The sequence below is a fragment of the Rubrivivax rivuli genome (assembly GCF_004016505.1).
Lineage (GTDB): Bacteria > Pseudomonadota > Gammaproteobacteria > Burkholderiales > Burkholderiaceae_C > Rubrivivax > Rubrivivax rivuli.
On sequence record NZ_SACR01000001.1, the window covers coordinates 105,863 to 121,940 of the forward strand.

15 protein-coding genes are annotated in these 16,078 nt (G+C 70.1%); 6 read left to right on the forward strand and 9 right to left on the reverse strand.

Annotated elements, in window-relative coordinates; all coding sequences use genetic code 11:
* Positions 1-161 precede the first annotated feature (161 nt).
* Positions 162-1,421, forward strand: coding sequence for a YfiM family lipoprotein (locus tag EOE66_RS00450; RefSeq protein ID WP_128226734.1), 1,260 nt, complete (start codon positions 162-164; stop codon positions 1,419-1,421).
* Here EOE66_RS00450 and EOE66_RS00455 read toward each other — a convergent pair.
* The 7 genes from EOE66_RS00455 to argS all read right to left on the reverse strand — a co-directional run bounded on the left by EOE66_RS00455 (position 1,418) and on the right by argS (position 8,908).
* Entirely contained in the window at positions 1,418-2,611 is a 1,194-nt protein-coding gene (locus EOE66_RS00455) for a THUMP domain-containing class I SAM-dependent RNA methyltransferase (RefSeq protein WP_164884945.1), read from the reverse strand. The genes EOE66_RS00450 and EOE66_RS00455 overlap by 4 nt on opposite strands.
* Positions 2,611-4,161: an RNA polymerase factor sigma-54 gene (locus EOE66_RS00460; protein WP_128226736.1), complete on the reverse strand. Its 1,551-nt coding sequence runs from the start codon at positions 4,159-4,161 to the stop codon at positions 2,611-2,613. Before EOE66_RS00460 ends, EOE66_RS00455 begins: the two co-directional genes overlap by 1 nt.
* Positions 4,162-4,267: 106 nt before the next feature.
* The gene (lptB, locus tag EOE66_RS00465) at positions 4,268-5,062 is read right to left on the reverse strand and encodes an LPS export ABC transporter ATP-binding protein (protein WP_128226737.1); all 795 of its coding nucleotides are present in this window, start codon (positions 5,060-5,062) and stop codon (positions 4,268-4,270) included.
* On the reverse strand, positions 5,062-5,673 hold the full coding sequence (lptA, locus tag EOE66_RS00470) for a lipopolysaccharide transport periplasmic protein LptA (protein ID WP_128226738.1): 612 nt from the start codon (positions 5,671-5,673) through the stop codon (positions 5,062-5,064). The genes lptB and lptA overlap by 1 nt, the downstream gene beginning before the upstream one ends.
* Before the next feature lie 105 nt (positions 5,674-5,778).
* On the reverse strand, positions 5,779-6,435 hold the full coding sequence (locus EOE66_RS00475) for a thiol:disulfide interchange protein DsbA/DsbL (RefSeq protein ID WP_128226739.1): 657 nt from the start codon (positions 6,433-6,435) through the stop codon (positions 5,779-5,781).
* A gap of 110 nt (positions 6,436-6,545) precedes the next feature.
* A complete protein-coding gene (locus EOE66_RS00480; RefSeq protein ID WP_128226740.1) occupies positions 6,546-7,190 on the reverse strand; it encodes an SPOR domain-containing protein in 645 nt (214 codons plus the stop codon).
* A complete protein-coding gene (gene argS, locus EOE66_RS00485; protein WP_128226741.1) occupies positions 7,187-8,908 on the reverse strand; it encodes an arginine--tRNA ligase in 1,722 nt (573 codons plus the stop codon). Before argS ends, EOE66_RS00480 begins: the two co-directional genes overlap by 4 nt.
* Before the next feature lie 145 nt (positions 8,909-9,053).
* On the opposite strand from argS, the gene EOE66_RS00490 reads away from it, so the two are divergent.
* Both EOE66_RS00490 and EOE66_RS00495 read left to right on the forward strand, forming a co-directional pair.
* On the forward strand, positions 9,054-10,430 hold the full coding sequence (locus tag EOE66_RS00490; protein WP_128226742.1) for a serine/threonine-protein kinase: 1,377 nt from the start codon (positions 9,054-9,056) through the stop codon (positions 10,428-10,430).
* Between the two features lie 142 nt (positions 10,431-10,572).
* A complete protein-coding gene (locus EOE66_RS00495; protein ID WP_128226743.1) occupies positions 10,573-10,857 on the forward strand; it encodes a hypothetical protein in 285 nt (94 codons plus the stop codon).
* Positions 10,858-10,920: 63 nt separating this feature from the next.
* Here EOE66_RS00495 and EOE66_RS00500 read toward each other — a convergent pair whose 3' ends face one another.
* Positions 10,921-11,850 (reverse strand): LysR family transcriptional regulator, encoded by a 930-nt coding sequence (locus tag EOE66_RS00500; protein ID WP_128226744.1) that lies wholly within the window; start codon positions 11,848-11,850, stop codon positions 10,921-10,923.
* Between the two features lie 84 nt (positions 11,851-11,934).
* On the opposite strand from EOE66_RS00500, the gene EOE66_RS00505 reads away from it, so the two are divergent.
* The 3 genes from EOE66_RS00505 to EOE66_RS00515 are packed head-to-tail and all read left to right on the forward strand — an operon-like array spanning position 11,935 to position 15,475.
* Entirely contained in the window at positions 11,935-12,651 is a 717-nt protein-coding gene (locus tag EOE66_RS00505) for a haloacid dehalogenase type II (RefSeq protein ID WP_128226745.1), read from the forward strand.
* Positions 12,652-12,693: 42 nt separating this feature from the next.
* Positions 12,694-14,922, forward strand: a complete 2,229-nt coding sequence (locus EOE66_RS00510; RefSeq protein ID WP_128226746.1) for a malate synthase G — start codon at positions 12,694-12,696, stop codon at positions 14,920-14,922.
* Positions 14,923-14,950: 28 nt separating this feature from the next.
* On the forward strand, positions 14,951-15,475 hold the full coding sequence (locus EOE66_RS00515) for an NUDIX domain-containing protein (protein WP_128226747.1): 525 nt from the start codon (positions 14,951-14,953) through the stop codon (positions 15,473-15,475).
* Here the strand turns inward: EOE66_RS00515 and EOE66_RS00520 are convergent, their stop codons facing one another.
* Positions 15,476-16,048: a PEP-CTERM sorting domain-containing protein gene (locus EOE66_RS00520; protein WP_128226748.1), complete on the reverse strand. Its 573-nt coding sequence runs from the start codon at positions 16,046-16,048 to the stop codon at positions 15,476-15,478.
* Positions 16,049-16,078: the final 30 nt, after the last annotated feature.

The following is a 16,078-nucleotide window of genomic DNA, read 5'->3' on the forward strand; positions in this document are numbered from 1 at the left end:
CGTCTCGCCCGGCCGCGTGGCAGCCGGCCAGGACGGCTAGCGCGCAGAGGCGGGTTCCTGGGCCGTTTCCAAGGCATTCCTCCGGAAGTTCAGCGTGGAATTATGCCCCGCGGTGCCGAGGCCCACGGCGGCTGGTGCGCCCCTGGTGGCAGACTCGGCGCATGAAGAAATGGATGCTCGCCGCAGCGGCCGTGCCGCTGCTGGCCGGGCTGGCGGTGCTGGTGGCGGTGGTGGCGGCGCTGCAAGCCGAGCCCTCGGTCAGCCTGCAGGCCGAACCGGTGGCCGAGGACGTGGCCCGTGCACTGGCCTTGGTGCGCGCACACGACCCGCGGCGCGCCACGCCAGGCCGCGTGAGCGCGCTGCGCCTGAGCGAGCGCGACGTGGAGGTGCTGCTCAACCAGGCCGCGCTGCGCCGCCACGCGCCCTCGGCCGGCAGCGTGAGCCTGCAGCGCGGCAGCGCGCTCGTGAAGGCCAGCCTGCACCTGCCGGCCAACCCCTTCGGCCGTTGGCTGAACGTGCAGCTGCGCCTGCGCGAGACGGGCGGCCTGCCCGCGCTGGACGAGTTGCAGGTGGGGCGCCTGCCCCTGCCCGCCTGGGCCGGCGAGAAGCTGTTGCGCTGGGCCGCCGAACGGGCCGGCCTGCAGCCGCAATGGCAGGCCGCCAGCGAGGTGGTGCGCCGCGTGAGTTTCGGCGCGCAGCAACTGGCGGTGGTCTATGCCTGGCAGGACGACAGCTCCGAGCGCCTGCTGGGCGGGCTGGTGCCGCCCGACCAGCAGCAGCGCTTGCGGGTCTATGCCGAGCACTTGGCCGCGGTGACGGCGCGCCAGTCGCCGGGCTGGTCGGTGCCCCTGCCTGGCGTGCTGGCGCCCCTGTTCGCGCTGGCGCGCCAACGCAGCGCGGCCCCCGGTGCCGACGCCGCGGCCGAAAACCGCGCGGCGCTGGTGGTGCTGACGCTCTACGTCAACGGCCGCACCATGGGCGCGCTGCTGCCGGCAGCGCGCAACTGGCCACAACCGCGCCCGATGCAGGTGACGCTGGACGGCCGCGCCGACTTTCCGCGCCACCTGCTGGTGTCGGCGGCCCTGGCGGCCGAGGGCACCAGCCCGCTGTCGCGCGCCATCGGCGTGTACAAGGAACTGGCCGATTCACGCGGCGGCAGCGGTTTCAGCTTCAACGACATGGCGGCCAACCGCGCGGGCATCCGCCTGGGTGAACGGGCCGTGCGCGACCCGCAGCGCCTGCAGGCGGCTTTGGCCGCAGCCCAGCGGGACGGCGACGTGATGCCCCCTTGGCAGGACCTGGCCGAGTTCATGGACGAGGCCAGCTTTGTCAAACGCTTCGGCGGCGTGGGCGCGCCCGCCTACGAGGCGCAGCTTCAGGAGATCGACCGCCGCGTGGCGGCGCTGCCGGTGCTGCGTTAGCCCCGGTGGGTGCCCGCCACGAGGTCGAAGCGGAAGAGTCGGCACTCGATGGGGCCGTTCCACATCGGCACCCGGCGGCTCTCCTTCAACCGCATCAGGCCCGGCAGCTTCATGTCGGGGCTGAGCAGCCAGGCCGTCCAGCCCGGGTACTGGCGCTTCCAGTTCGCAGCCAGCGCACCGAAGAACTCGGCGGAGCTGCCGCCCCCTTCGAAGCCTTCGCGGGCCGTGGCCGTGCCTTGGCCTTTCGGGGCGATGCGCTCGCCGTAAGGCGGATTCATCAGGATCACGCCGCGCTCGGCCGGTGGTGGGCGCTGCAGGGCATCGGCGGTCTTGAAATCGATGGCCTGCAAGACCCCGGCGCGCTCGGCGTTGCGGGTGGCGAAGTCGGTCATGCGGAAGCTCACGTCGCCGGCGTACACGGCCACAGCCGGCGCGTGCACACGCGCCTGCGCGGCCTGCTGCATCTCGCGCCAGGCGGCCATGTGGGCGCGGAAGGGCAAGAGGCGCTCAAAGGCAAACCGCCGCTGACCGCCGGGCGCGATGCCGCAGGCCATCTGCGCCGCTTCCACCGCGATGGTGCCGGCGCCGCAGCAGGGGTCGAAAAGCGGGCCGTCCTCGGCGCGGCCCTGCCAGCCGGCGGCCGCCAGCATGGCCGCGGCCAGCGTTTCCTTCAGCGGCGCTTCGCCGGTGTCTTCACGCCAGCCGCGCTTGAACAGCGCCTCGCCCGAAGTGTCGACATACAGCGTGGCGTGCTCCGGGCCCACGAACAGCGCGATGGGCAGGTCGGGCCGGCGCGTGTCGACACTGGGCCGCTCGCCGGTCTGCTCGCGCAGCGTGTCGCAGACCGCGTCCTTGATGCGCAGCGCGGCGAAGTTCAGGCTCTGCAGCGGTGACCGCTGCGCGCTCACGTCCACGCGCAGCGTCTGCGCCGGGCTGATCCATTCGCCCCAGGGCACGCGCCGCGCCAGTTCGTAGAGGTCGTGTTCGTCGCGGTAGTAGCCGTCGATCAAGGGCCACAGCACGCGCGTGGCCAGGCGGCTTTCCAGGTTCAGCCGCATCGCCGTGCGCGCATCGCCTTCCACCCACACGCCACCGCGCGTGGCCTCTGCCGTGGTGCCGGTGATGCGCTGCACTTCGTCGGCCAGCAGCGCTTCCACGCCACCGGCGCAGGGCAGGAAGAGGCCCGGCATCAGATGGCCTTGCGCAAGGAAGCGGGCGCGATCTTCAGCGACTCGCGGTACTTCGCCACCGTGCGCCGCGCCACCTGAATGCCCTGCTCTTCCAGCATGTCGGAGAGCTGGCTGTCGGACAGCGGCTTCTTCGGGTCTTCGGCGGTGACGAACTGCTGGATCAGCGCGCGCACTGCCGTGCTGCTGGCGTTGCCGCCGGCCTCGGTGTTCAGGCTGCTGCCGAAGAAGTACTTCAGCTCGAAGGTGCCCTGCGGCGTGGCCATGTACTTGGCCGTGGTCACGCGCGAGATGGTGCTTTCGTGCAAGCCCAGTTCATCGGCGATCTCGCGCAGCACCAGCGGCTTCATCGCGATGGCGCCGTGCGTGAAGAAGGCCTTCTGGCGCTCGACGATGGCCTTGCTGACGCGCAGGATGGTGTCGAAGCGCTGCTGGATGTTCTTCACGAACCAGCGTGCTTCCTGCAAGCGCGAGCTGAGGCCCGGGTTGGCGGCATTGCCGCGCTGGCCGCGCGCGGCGGCGGCGTACAGGTCGTTGATGCGCAGCTTGGGCATCACGTCGGGGTTCAGCACCACGGCCAGGCCGCGGCCGCTCTTGCGCACGATGACGTCGGGCACCACCACGGTGGCCTCGGCGTTGCCGAAGGGCCGACCGGGCTTGGGCTCGCACTGGCGGATGAGCGCCTGCGCCTGGCGCACCAGGTTTTCATCGCAGCCGGTCAGCGCGGTCAGGCGCTTCATGTCGCGGCGGGCCAGCAGTTCGAGGTACTGGTCGCAGATGCGCAAGGCCAGCTGGCGCGCGGCGCACTTCGGCGTCTGCAGCAGCTGCAGGCTCAGGCATTCGCCGAGGTTGCGCGCGCCCACGCCCGCAGGCTCCAGGCTCTGCAGCCATTTCAGCGCGCAACGCAGGCGGTCGGCGAGGTCGGCGCGCGCTTCCTCGTCGTCCTGCAGGCCCATCATCTCGGCCAGGCGCTCTGCAATCTCTTCCAGCGGGTCGGCCAGGTAGCCGTCGCCGTCCAGGCTTTCGATCAGCACCATCAGCGCGGCCTGGTCGGGGGCCGACAGGCGCATGCCCATCACCTGCAGGCGCAGGTGGTCTTCGAGCGAGCCGCTGCTGCTGCGGCGCTCGTGCGGATCGAGCTCGTCGCCTTCGCCGGTGGCGGCGGAGGACGACGGCGTCTCGCGGATGCCGTCGAAGTCATCGCGCTCGGTGCCGTTCTCCCAGTCTTCGCGCTCGGTGGTGCCGAACTCGTCACCGCGGATCTCGGCAGCCGTGTCGCCGCCGCTGTCGCCGCCGCTCTCGCCAGCATCGCTGCTGGTTTCGGCATCGGCCGTGCGGTCGGCCACGCGGTCGACGGCCTGTCGCTCCAGCGGTGTTTCGAAGGGGTTGGCCGGCAGTTCTTCGTCCGTCTCCAGGAAGGGGTTCTGCTCGAGCATCTGCCCCACCTCCTGGTGCAGCTCGAGCGTGCTGAGCTGCAAGAGGCGGATGGATTGCTGCAACTGGGGCGTGAGCGCCAGGTGCTGCGAGAGCCGGACCTGAAGTGATGGCTTCATGGCCGCAGCCCGCTCAAGCCCACGCGCGGGGCCGGCTTTGCCGGACCGCAGCGTGAGCCCCCTTGGGGGGTGCCGAAGGCGCGTAGCGACAAGGCTGGGGGCTCCATCACATGCGGAAGTTTTCGCCCAGATACACCTTGCGCACTTCGGCGTTCGCGACGATCTCTTGAGCCGTGCCCTCGGCCAGCACGCGCCCGTCGCTGATGATGTAGGCGCGGTCGCAGATGCCCAGCGTCTCGCGCACGTTGTGGTCGGTGATGAGCACGCCGATGCCGCGTGAGCGCAGGAACTGGATGATCTTCTGGATTTCGATCACCGCGATGGGGTCGACGCCGGCGAAGGGCTCGTCCAGCAGGATGAAGCGCGGCTGCGTGGCCAGGGCGCGCGCGATCTCCACACGCCGGCGTTCGCCACCCGACAGCGCCGGGGCCGGCGAGTCGCGCAGCTTCTCGATGCTCAGGTCGTGCAGCAGCCCGTTGAGCAGGTCCTCGATCACCGCCGCCTTCAACGGCCGGCCATCGGCGCCGCGCTGCAGTTCCAGCACGGCACGGATGTTCTCCTCCACCGTGAGCTTGCGGAAGATGGAGGCTTCCTGCGGCAGGTAGCTCAAACCCAGGCGCGAGCGGTGGTGGATGGGCAGGCCCTGCACCGGCTGACCGTCGATGCGGATCTCGCCCTGGTCGGCCCGCACCAGGCCCACCACCATGTAAAAGGTGGTGGTCTTGCCCGCACCGTTGGGGCCGAGCAGGCCCACCACCTCGCCGGCGCCCACGGCCAGGTGCACTTCCTTCACGACCATGCGCGCGCCGTAGCTCTTCTGCAGGCCCGTGGCCTCCAGCCGGCTGCCGGCGGCAGGCGCTGGCGTGGCCACCGCGGTGGCAGAAGCCTCGGCCGCTTCCATCAGCGCGGCGAAGGCAGGGTGCGGCTGGGCTGCAGCGCGGCCGGGACCGGGGCCGGCGGCGCGCTGGCCGCCTCGGCACGCGGCGTCAGTGTCACGCGCACGCGGCCACTGGGGTTGGCCGGCGTCACGGCGCCGCCTTCCACCTTGAAGACCTCGGCGAGGTTGTCCCACACGATGGTGGCGCCGTTGATCTCGTCGACCACGTTGCCCCCGCGCAGGCGGCGCACGGCGCCGTTGCCGATGAAGCGCAGCGTGTCGGCCTTGCCGTCGAACTCGATGCGCTCGGCACTGCCTTCGACCACTTCGTCGGCCGGGCCGTCGCGCTTCTGGCGCCAGGTGGCGGGCTTGCCGGGCAGGCCGATGGCGCTGGCGGCGCGGTAGCCATCGGCCATCTCGCGCATCTCGATGCGGTCGGCGCGCAGCACCATGGTGCCCTGGGTGATGACGGCGTTGCCGTTGAAGACCAGCACCTGGCGCTGGTAGTCCAGCGTGCCCGGTCGGTCGGCCTCCATCACGATGGGTTGGCTGCGGTCGGCCTTGGCCGCCCACGCTGCGCCCGGGCCGAAGGCCAGAGGCAGCAGGCAGCACAGTGAGAGGCGAGAGAGCAGCATGTAATCGGCACGAAACTTGCAGGCCATTCTAGCCACAAGTTTTGCCACTGCTGGGGCGCGGTGCCGTGAAAAGACACCGCGCGAGGCCCCCGCCGGGGCCGCGGCTCAGGTGCCCTGGCGGGCGCGCTGGATCAGGAAATCGGCCACCGCCACGGCACGCTCGCTGCTGCCGGCCAGCGAGGGCGCTGTGTAGAAGCGGCCTTGCACGCCGATGGCCGGCACGCCGTCGATCTTGTACGCGTTGGAGAGCTGCTTGCCGCGGTTGATCTTGGTGTTCACGCCGAAAGACTTCCAGGCTTCGGTGAACTTCGCACGGTCCACGCCGTTGGCGGCGACGAAGTTCAGGATGTCGGCCTCGGTGTTGATGCGGCGGTTCTCCAGGTGGATGGCGTTGAAGATGCGCTTCTGCAGCGCCTCGCGCTGGCCGATTTCTTCCAGCGCGTAGAACAGCTTCTGGTGCTCCACCGGGCCGATGAAGGCAAACGGCATCTGGCGGAACTGAATGTCGGGCGCCAGGCGCTTGCTCCAGGCCTCGATGGTGGGCTCGAAGCTGAAGCAGTGCGGGCAGCCGTACCAGAAGAACTCGATGACCTCCACCTTCTTGCCGGCGGCCAGGCCCGTGACGGCACTGGGCGTCTGCAGGCGCACGTAGTCCTTGCCTTCCACCGGCGCGCCCTGCGCGAACGCCGAGCCGGCGCCGGTGAGGGCCAGGCCCGTGCCCGCTGCGCTGGCCAGAAGGGTGGAGAAATCGCGCCGGTTCATGAATGTCCTTTCGTGGGAGGTTCGGGCCTGGGTGGACCCGGCCGCGGCGGCCGAGTTCCTGCACTGCTGCTCGAGGTGGAGTGTGCCGCGTCTGCGAACGCCGTGGTCTCTCAGGGGCGCTCGACGCGCACGATCTGCGATTCGATGCTCTGCTGTTGCAGGCGGCCCTGCAGGTCGTCGGCCACCTCACGCGTGGGGAAAGGGCCGATGCGCACCCGGTACACCACGCGCCCGGCCTGCTCGCGCTCGCTGACCTTGGCTTCCTGCCCCAGCATGGCCAGCTTGGCTTTCTGCTGCTCGGCATCTTCGGGCCGGGTGTAGGCGCCAGCCTGCACGAAATAGACGAAGGGCTCGGCCGCCGGCTTCGCGCCAGGCGGCGTGGCCGCTGGCGTGGGCGCGCCGGCGAGGATGGCCGCCGGATCGCGCGTGGCCGGCTTGGCCGTCGGGCCCGAGGCGACCACGGGCGGCAACAGGGCCACGGCCGAGGCCGCGGCTGCCGCCGAGGCCGCAGCCGGGTCGGCCAGCGGCTTGGCCGGCTTGCCGCCGAGCAGCGCGTTGGGGTCCCAGCTGCGGTTCTTCTCGATCTCGGCCTTGTCCTGCTCGGCCGTGCGCTGCGGCACCTTGTCGATGAAGGGCACCGGGGCCTTGGTGATGTAGAGCGCCACGGCCAAGGCCAGCGCCAGGCCCACGAGCAGGCCGGCCACCAGGCCCATCACGAAGCCGCCGCGCTGACGGCGGCGCGCGCTGTGCTTCATGCCGGTGCTCCTTCGACAGCCGGAGCCGCCTCACGCGACATGGCCTCGGGGGCCGAGACCCCCAGCACGGCCAGCGCGTTGCGCAGCACTTGCGCGGTGGCGCTCAGCAGCGCCATGCGGGCGCGGGCCAGGGCCGGGTCGTCGACGAGGAAGCGCTCGGCCGCGTAGTAGCTGTGGAAGGCCGCGGCCAGCTCGCGCAGGTAGAAGGTCACATCGTGCGGCGCCAGGTCGGCGGCAGCGCGCGTGAGCATGGCGGGGTAGTCGGCCAGCTTGAGCATCAGCGCGGCTTCGGTGGGCGCGGTCAGCAGCGAGAGGTCGGCCGCGGCGAAGTCGCGCACGCCGGCGTAGGCCGCCAGCACCGAGCAGATGCGCGCATGGGCGTACTGCACGTAGAAGACCGGGTTCTCGTCGCTGGCCTTCAGCGCCAGGTCGATGTCGAACACGAACTCGGCGTCGCTCTTGCGGCTGATGAGGAAGAAGCGCACCGCGTCGCGGCTGGTCCACTCGATGAGGTCGCGCAGCGTGACGTAGCTGCCGGCGCGCTTGGAGAGCTTGACCTCCTGGCCGTCCTTCATCACCAGGATCATCTTGTAGAGGGCGTAGTCAGGGTAGCCCTGGGGGATGCCCAAGCCCACCGCCTGCAAGCCCGCGCGCACACGCGCCACGGTGCCGTGGTGGTCGGTGCCCTGCACGTTGATGACCTGCGTGAAGCCGCGCTCCCATTTGTGGAGGTGGTAGGCGACGTCGGGCACGAAGTAGGTGAAGGTGCCGTCCTGCTTGCGCATGACGCGGTCCTTGTCGTCGCCGTACTCGGTGGTGCGCAGCCACAGCGCGCCGCCTTCTTCATAGGTCTTGCCGGCAGCCACCAGGCGCTGCACGGTGTCTTCCACGCGGCCGCTGCTGTAGAGGCTGCTTTCCAGGAAGTAGTGGTCGAAGCGCACGCCGAAGGCCTGCAGGTCGAGGTCTTGTTCGTGGCGCAGGTAGGCCACCGCGAACTGGCGGATGCCGTCGAGGTCGTCCACGTCGCCGCTGGCGGTGAATTCGCGGTCGTCGGCACGCACCGTCTTCTTCGCGGCGAAATCGGCGGCGATGTCGGCGATGTACTCGCCGTTGTAGGCGCTCTCGGGCCAGCCGGGCTCGCCGGGCTTGAAGCCCTTCAGCCGCGCCTGCGTGGACAGCGCCAGGTTGTTGATCTGCACGCCGGCATCGTTGTAATAGAACTCGCGCTGCACCTGCGCGCCCTGCGTGGCGAGCAGGTTGCTGATGGTGTCGCCCAGGGCCGCGTTGCGGCCGTGGCCCACGTGCAACGGGCCGGTGGGGTTGGCGGAGACGAACTCCACCATCACGCGCTGGCCCGCCTGCGCGGGCTGCTGGCCGTAGGCCGTGCCGGCCGCCAGCACCTCGTGCACCACGGCCTGCTTGGCGGCGGGCGCCAGGCGCAGGTTGATGAAGCCGGGGCCGGCGATCTCCAGCGCCTGCACCCAGCGCTGGAAGGCGGGCGTGGCGTTCAGCGCGCGCACCAGGGCTTCGCCGATCTCGCGCGGGTTCTTCTTCAGCGCCTTGGCCAGCGGCATGGCGGCGGTGATGGCGAGATCGCCGTGTGCGGCCTGCTTGGGCGATTCGAAAGCCGCCACGGGCGCGGCGACACCGGCGTTTGCGGCCAGTTCGCCCAAGGCGGCCTGCAGGGCCTGCTGCAACTCTTGCTTGGCTTGGATCATCGACCGATTCTACTTTTCGGCCTGTTCGGGGCCGCCGCTGGTTGCGCATTTGGCCGGCAATCCCGGCCCTGATGCCGGCACCGCCAGCCCAGCCCGCCGCCGAGAATGAACGCAGGCAGGCGCCCCGGTGTCATGCCGCCCTGCCATGTCGCCCACGCCCGTCACCATCGCCCCCCACCCTGCCCACGCAGCCGGGCCGGTGGAGGCCGGCTTGCCGGACCACATCGGCAAGTACCTGGTGAAGGCCAAGATCGGCGAGGGTGCCACCAGCGAGGTCTTCCTCGCCGACGACCCCTTCACCGGCACCTCGGTGGCCATCAAGCGCGTGCGCCCGGGCGTGCTGCCCAACTCGCGCGAATCGCACTTCCAGCAGCGCTTCTTCGCCGCCGAGGCCGCGCTGGTGGGCCGGCTGCACCACCCGGGCGTGGTGCAGATCCTCGACGCCGTGGCCGACACCGACGCGCCCTACCTCGTGATGGAGTACGTGCCCGGCGGCACGCTGCGCCGCTTCTGCCGCGCCGACGCGCTGCTGCCGCTGCCGCAGGTGCTGGAAGTGGGCTTCAAGTGCGCGATGGCGCTGGGCTACTGCTACCGCCAGGGCCTGATCCACCGCGACGTGAAACCCGCCAACCTGCTGACGCAGATGGACGGCGACCAGATCCTGCAGATCAAGGTGACCGACTTCGGCAGCGTCTTCAACCAGACCGCCGAGCAGACGCAGATCTACCGTGTGGGCAGCCTGGCCTACATGTCGCCCGAGCAGCTGGATGGCGATGCGCTGGACTGCCGCGCCGACATCTATTCGCTGGCCGCCGTGCTGTACCACCTCATCGCCGGGCGCCCGCCCTTCGATGCGCAGCAGCAGCAGGCCATCATGCACCAGATCTACCACGGCACACCGCCGCCGCTGGGCACGCTGCGCGAGGGCGTGCCTGCGGGCTTGCAGGCCTTGATCGAGCGCAGCCTGGCCAAGGAACGCGAGCTGCGACCGGCCAGCTGGGAAGAGTTCGCCAAGGCGCTGTCGGCGCTGGGCCAGGACCAGCTGTTCAGCCGCGGCCCGCTGCAGGAAGTGCTGGATTCCGAGCGCTTCACGCTGCTGCGCTCGCTCGACTTCTTCGCCGACTTCGGCGACGTCGAGATCTGGGAGGTGGTGCACCGCGCCAAGTGGCAGCGCTACACCTACGGCCAGGCGCTCTTCAGGAAGGGTGACGAAGGCAACGCCTTCCACATCGTCACGCAAGGCCAGGTGGAGGTGTACCGCGACGGCAAGCTGGCCGCGCAGATCGGCGCAGGCAGCACCGTGGGCGAGATGGCCTACCTGGCGCCCAACCGCGAACTGCGCGTGCACACGGTGGACATCCTCGTCTCACAGCAGGCCACCACGCTCAGCTTCACCCCCGAGACGCTGAACCAGCTTTCGCTGGCCACGCGCAGCCTCTTCGACAAGGCCTTCATCGGCGTGCTGGTGCGGCGGCTGCATGCGGCGCACGAGGCGCTGGCCCACCCGCGACGCATCCTGTAGCGGGTTTTTCGGCCGCTTGGGCCCGCGGCCGGTCGGCCCGCCGCACCCCTGGTGCGTTCACGGGTAGCCGGGCGCGCGCTTCGCTGTTGAAATGGGCACCGGCACCCTGCCAAGCCATTCAACACGGAAGAGGAGTTCCCGCATGAAGAAGACCCTGCACATCGCCCTGTTCGCCGTCTGCGCGCTGTTCGCCAGCCAGAGCTTTGCCGCGAACGCGGCCTGCGAAGCCAAGGCGGTTGACAAGAACGGCAAGGCGCTGGCCGGTGCCGCCAAGACCAGCTTCATGAAGAAGTGCGAAAGCGAGATGGGCGGCAGCGCCTGCGAAGCCAAGGCCGTGGACAAGAACGGCAAGGCACTGGCCGGCGCCGCCAAGACCAGCTTCATGAAGAAGTGCGAGGCCGACATGGCCGCCGCGCCGAAGAAGTGAAACCCAGCTTCCACGCATGAACCGGGGCGCCTGCGGGCGCCCTTTTTCATGGCCGGTTCACGCTCAGGCTGCGCTGCCAGCGCCGGTGGCGCCCGACCAGTAGCCCGGGTCGCCGTAGCTGTGCTTGAGGAAATCGATCCACAGGCGCACGCGCAGCGGCAGGTGCTTGCGCTGCGGAAACACGGCGTAGATGCCGTTGGGCGGCGCGGCAAAGCTCTCCAGCACCGCCTTCAGGCGGCCGGCGGCGATGTCGCGCTCCACCTCCCAGGTGCTGCGCCAGGCGATGCCCAGGCCCTGCAGGCACCAGTGGTGCAGCACCTGGCCGTCGCTGCAGTCCAGCGGCCCGCTGGGGCGCAGGTGCGTGACCTCGCCGTCCACCTGGAAGGCCCAGCCGCGCGTCTGGCTGGCGTCGCTGCTGAGGGTGAGGCAATCGTGCCGCATCAATTCACTGGGCGAGGCGGGCTCGCCGCGCCGGGCCAGGTACTCGGGCGTGGCCACGCACAGGCGCCGGTTGTCGGCCAGGCGCACGCTGACGAGGCTGGAATCGGGCAGGTCGCCCACGCGCACGGCGCAGTCGAAGCCTTCGTTCACGATGTCGACGACCCGGTCGCTGAGGTTCAGGCTGAGGCTGACCTCGGGGTGCTCGGCCACGAATCGCGGCACCAGCGGCGCGACGTGTCGTCGCCCGAAGCCGGCAGGCGCCGTGATGCGCAGGTGGCCGCTGGCCTTCACACCGCCGGCGCTGACGCTGGCCTCGGCGCTGGCCAGATCGGCCAGGATGCGCTGGCAGTCCTCCAGGTAGGCGCTGCCCTCGTGCGTGAGCGTGATGCGGCGCGTGGTGCGCACCAGCAGCTTCACGCCCAGACGCTCTTCCAGCGCATCGATGCGGCGGCCGATGACCGCCGGCGCCACACCCTCGGCCAAGGCGGCCGCCGTGAGGCTGCCCTTGGTGGCGACGGCAACGAAGGACTCGATCTGCTTCAAACGGGCCATGCGCCTGATTATGCACATTCAACGCACAAATCCATGACATTCGATGCGCTTAATGCCGCCGGGCATATCGAATAGAGTGCCTGCATGAAAATTCGGGCTGTTCTCTTCGACGCCTACGGCACGCTCTTCGACGTGCACAGCGTGGCCCTGGCTGCCGAGCAGCTGTTCCCGGGCCAGGGCGCGGCGCTCAGCCAGCTGTGGCGCGAGAAGCAGATCGAATACACGCGCCTGGTCACGATGAGCGGCCAACCCGAGGCCCACTACCGCCCCTTCTGGGAACTGACGCGCGCCGCGCTGCAACACGGTGCCGACAGGCTGGGTCTGGACCTCACGCCGGCGGCCGAAGAACGGCTGATGAACGAGTACCGGCACCTGAGCCTGTTCCCCGAGAACCGCGAAGTGCTGGCCGAATTGAAGGCGCGCGGCATCCCGGCCGGCATCCTGAGCAACGGCGACCCCGAGATGCTGGCCGTGGCCGTGAAGAGTGCCGGCCTGGCCGAGTTGCTTTCGCCCGTGCTCAGCGTGCACCCGGTGCGCCGCTACAAGACCGACCCCGCGGCCTACGCCCTGGGCCCGGCCGCACTGGGCCTCCCGGCGCGCGAGATCCTCTTCGTCAGCAGCAACGCCTGGGACGCCCTGGGCGCCACCTGGTTCGGCTACAGCACGCTGTGGGTCAACCGCAGCGGCGCGCCGGCCGAGCGCCTGGGCCCGGCGCCGCACTTCACCGGCCGCAGCCTGCGCGAGGTGCTGGCCTGCCTGGGCAAGCCACGCACCGCCAGGGCGGCCGTCGCTTTCCCCTGAATCCGCTTTTCCTTTCTGCTCCCTCGAACCCTGAACCTCACCATGCGCACCACCCTCCACAGCCTGCAAGTGGCCGACCCGCTGGCCCGCTTCATCGACGACGAAGTCCTGCCCGGCACCGGCCTGGACCGCGAGGCCTTCTGGGCCGGCTTCAGCCAGATCGTGCAAGACCTGGCGCCGAAGAACGCGGCGCTGCTGGCCGAGCGCGACCGCCTGCAGACCGAGCTCGACGCCTGGCACACCAAGCACCCTGGCCCGATCAAGAACATGGCCAAGTACCGCGCCTTCCTCGAGAAGATCGGCTACCTGGTGCCGGTGCCCGAGAAGGTGAAGGCCACCACGAAGAACGTCGACGCCGAACTCGCGCTGCAGGCCGGACCGCAGCTGGTGGTGCCCATCACCAACGCGCGCTACGCGCTGAACGCCGCCAACGCACGCTGGGGCAGCCTCTACGACGCGCTCTACGGCACCGACGCGCTGCCCGAGACCGACGGCGCCACCAAGGCCGGCCCGAACGGCGAGGCCTACAACCCGGTGCGCGGCGCCAAGGTCATCGAGTACGCGCGCCACGTGCTCGACCGCTGCGCGCCGCTGAAGAAGGGCTCGCACGTCCACAGCACCGGCTACGCGGTGGTGGACGGCGCGCTGCAGGTCACGCTGAAGGACGGCAGCACGCAGGGCCTGAAGTCGCCGGCGCAATTCGCAGGCCACCAGGGCGATGCCGCCGCGCCCAGCGCGGTGCTGCTGGTGCACCACGGCCTGCACCTGGAGATCCGCATCGACCGCAGCACCGCCATCGGCGCCAGCGACGCCGCCGGCGTGAGCGACCTCGTGCTGGAAGCCGCGCTGTCCACCATCCTCGACCTCGAAGACTCGGTGGCCGTGGTCGACGCCGACGACAAGGTGCTGGCCTACCGCAACTGGCTGGGCATCCTGAAAGGCACGCTGACCGAGCCGGTCAGCAAGGGCGGCAAGACCTTCACGCGCGGCCTCAACGCCGACCGCACGTACACCGGCCCCAAGGGCGAGCCGGTGGTGCTGCACGGCCGCAGCCTGCTCTTCCTGCGCAACGTGGGCCACCTGATGACCAACCCCGCCATCCTGTGGGGCGAGCAGGCGCAGGAGATTCCGGAAGGCCTGATGGACGCGGTGATCACCACCGCCATCGCGCTGCACGACCTGAAGCGCAACGGCGAGAAATCGTCCGAGGGCGCTGCTGGCGCCCGGAACATCGTCAACAGCCGCAAGGGCAGCGTCTACATCGTCAAGCCCAAGATGCACGGCCCGGCCGAGGTGGCCTTCGCGGCCGAGCTCTTCGGCCGCGTGGAGAAGCTGCTGGGCCTGCCCGACAGCACCGTGAAGCTGGGCATCATGGACGAAGAGCGCCGCACCAGCGTGAACCTGAAGGCCTGCATCGCCGCCGCGGCCAGCCGCGTGGCCTTCATCAACACCGGCTTCCTCGACCGCACCGGCGACGAGATGCACACCGCCATGCGCGCCGGCCCGATGCGCCGCAAGGGCGACATGAAGACCAGCGAGTGGATCGCCGCCTACGAGCGCAACAACGTGCTGGTGGGCCTGCAGTGCGGCCTGCGCGGCAAGGCGCAGATCGGCAAGGGCATGTGGGCCATGCCCGACATGATGGGCGCGATGCTGCAGCAGAAGATCGCGCACCCGCTGGCCGGCGCCAACACCGCCTGGGTGCCCAGCCCCACCGCCGCCACCCTGCACGCGCTGCACTACCACCAGGTGGACGTGGCCAAGGTGCAGAAGAGCCTGGAGAAGGTGGATGCCGATGCCGAACGCGAAGCGCTCCTCACCGGCCTGCTGACCATCCCCGTGGTGAAGAAGGCCAAGTGGACCGACGCCGAGAAGCAGCAGGAGCTCGACAACAACGCCCAGGGCATCCTCGGCTACGTGGTGCGCTGGGTCGACCAGGGTGTGGGCTGCAGCAAGGTGCCCGACATCCACAACGTGGGCCTGATGGAAGACCGCGCCACGCTGCGCATCAGCAGCCAGCACATGGCCAACTGGCTGCGCCATGGCGTCGTCACCAAGGCGGAAGTGAAGGCCACGCTCAAGCGCATGGCCAAGGTGGTGGACAAGCAGAACGCAGGCGACAAGGCCTACCGGCCCATGGCCGGCCGCTTCAAGGAGAGCGCCGCCTTCCAGGCCGCCAGCGACCTGGTGTTCAAGGGCGAGGCCCAGCCCAGCGGCTACACCGAGCCGCTGTTGCACGCCTGGCGCCTGAAGGTGAAGGCCGGTGCCTGATGGACCAGCCGGCACCAGGGGCGCAGCCATGAGCGAAGAGCGCTGGCGCCCCAGCGTCACCGTGGCCGCCGTCATCTGCGACGGCGGCGCACCCGCGCGCTACCTGCTGGTGGAGGAGCAAACGCCCGAGGGCCTGAAGCTCAACAACCCGGCAGGCCACCTGGAGCCGGGTGAATCGCCCGAACAAGGCGTGGTGCGCGAGGCCCTGGAAGAAACGGCCCGTGTCTTCAGCCCCACGGCACTGCTGGGCGTGTACCTCGCGCGCTTCCAGCGGCCGGGCCACGAAGGCGCAGCCGAAGAAGACATCACCTATGTGCGTTTCGCCTACAGCGGCACGGTGGGCGATGAACTGCCCGGCCGCACACTGGACAGCGGCATCGTGCGCACGCTGTGGATGACGCTGGCCGAGGTGCGCGAGAGCGCTGCGCGCCACCGCAGCCCGCTGGTGCTGCAGTGCGTGGCCGACCACGCGGCCGGCCGCGGCTACACGGTGCGTGTGGTGAGCACGCACCCCAGCGTGAGACAGCCGCGCGCCGGAGGCGCCAGCCTGTGATCAGCCGCGGCGCTGTCGGCGCGCGATGAAGCCCACCGCCGCCAGGCCGGCCAGCATCAGCGCATAGGTGCCGGGCTCCGGCACCGCGCTCACGCTGAAGCTGATGCGGTCGCCGGCCTGCAGGCCGGTGAGCGTCCAGTTGGCGGCGCCGGCCGTGGTGCCCAGCGCGTTGCCGATCTCCACGTCCAGAAACTCCAGCGAGCTGAAGCTCAGCGTGGCGCTGCCCCCGCTGGCGCTGACCAGGGTGCTGCCCTCGAACTGGCGCGTCACCGTGCCCACGGTGGCGAAGACGCCGCGGTCCAGCGTGAACTGGTAGCCGCCGATCCCGGTGCCGCTGAAGTTGCGCAGCACGGCGTTGAAGTTGATGGGTTGCAGCAGGTCTTCGGCGCTGACGCGGAACTCCATCTGCACCGGCAGCGTGTTCGCGAAGTCGATGTCGAAGGACAGCAGGCTCACGCCGCTGTAGTCGGTGACCGTGGTGCCACCCTGGGTGATGGCGCCTTCGAAGGTCAGGGCCTGGGCGGGCAGCGCGAAAGCGGCAGCCAGGGCGGCGGCAAGCAGAAGCTTTTTCATGGGGATGTCCTGAAGGGTGGAAGTGATGGG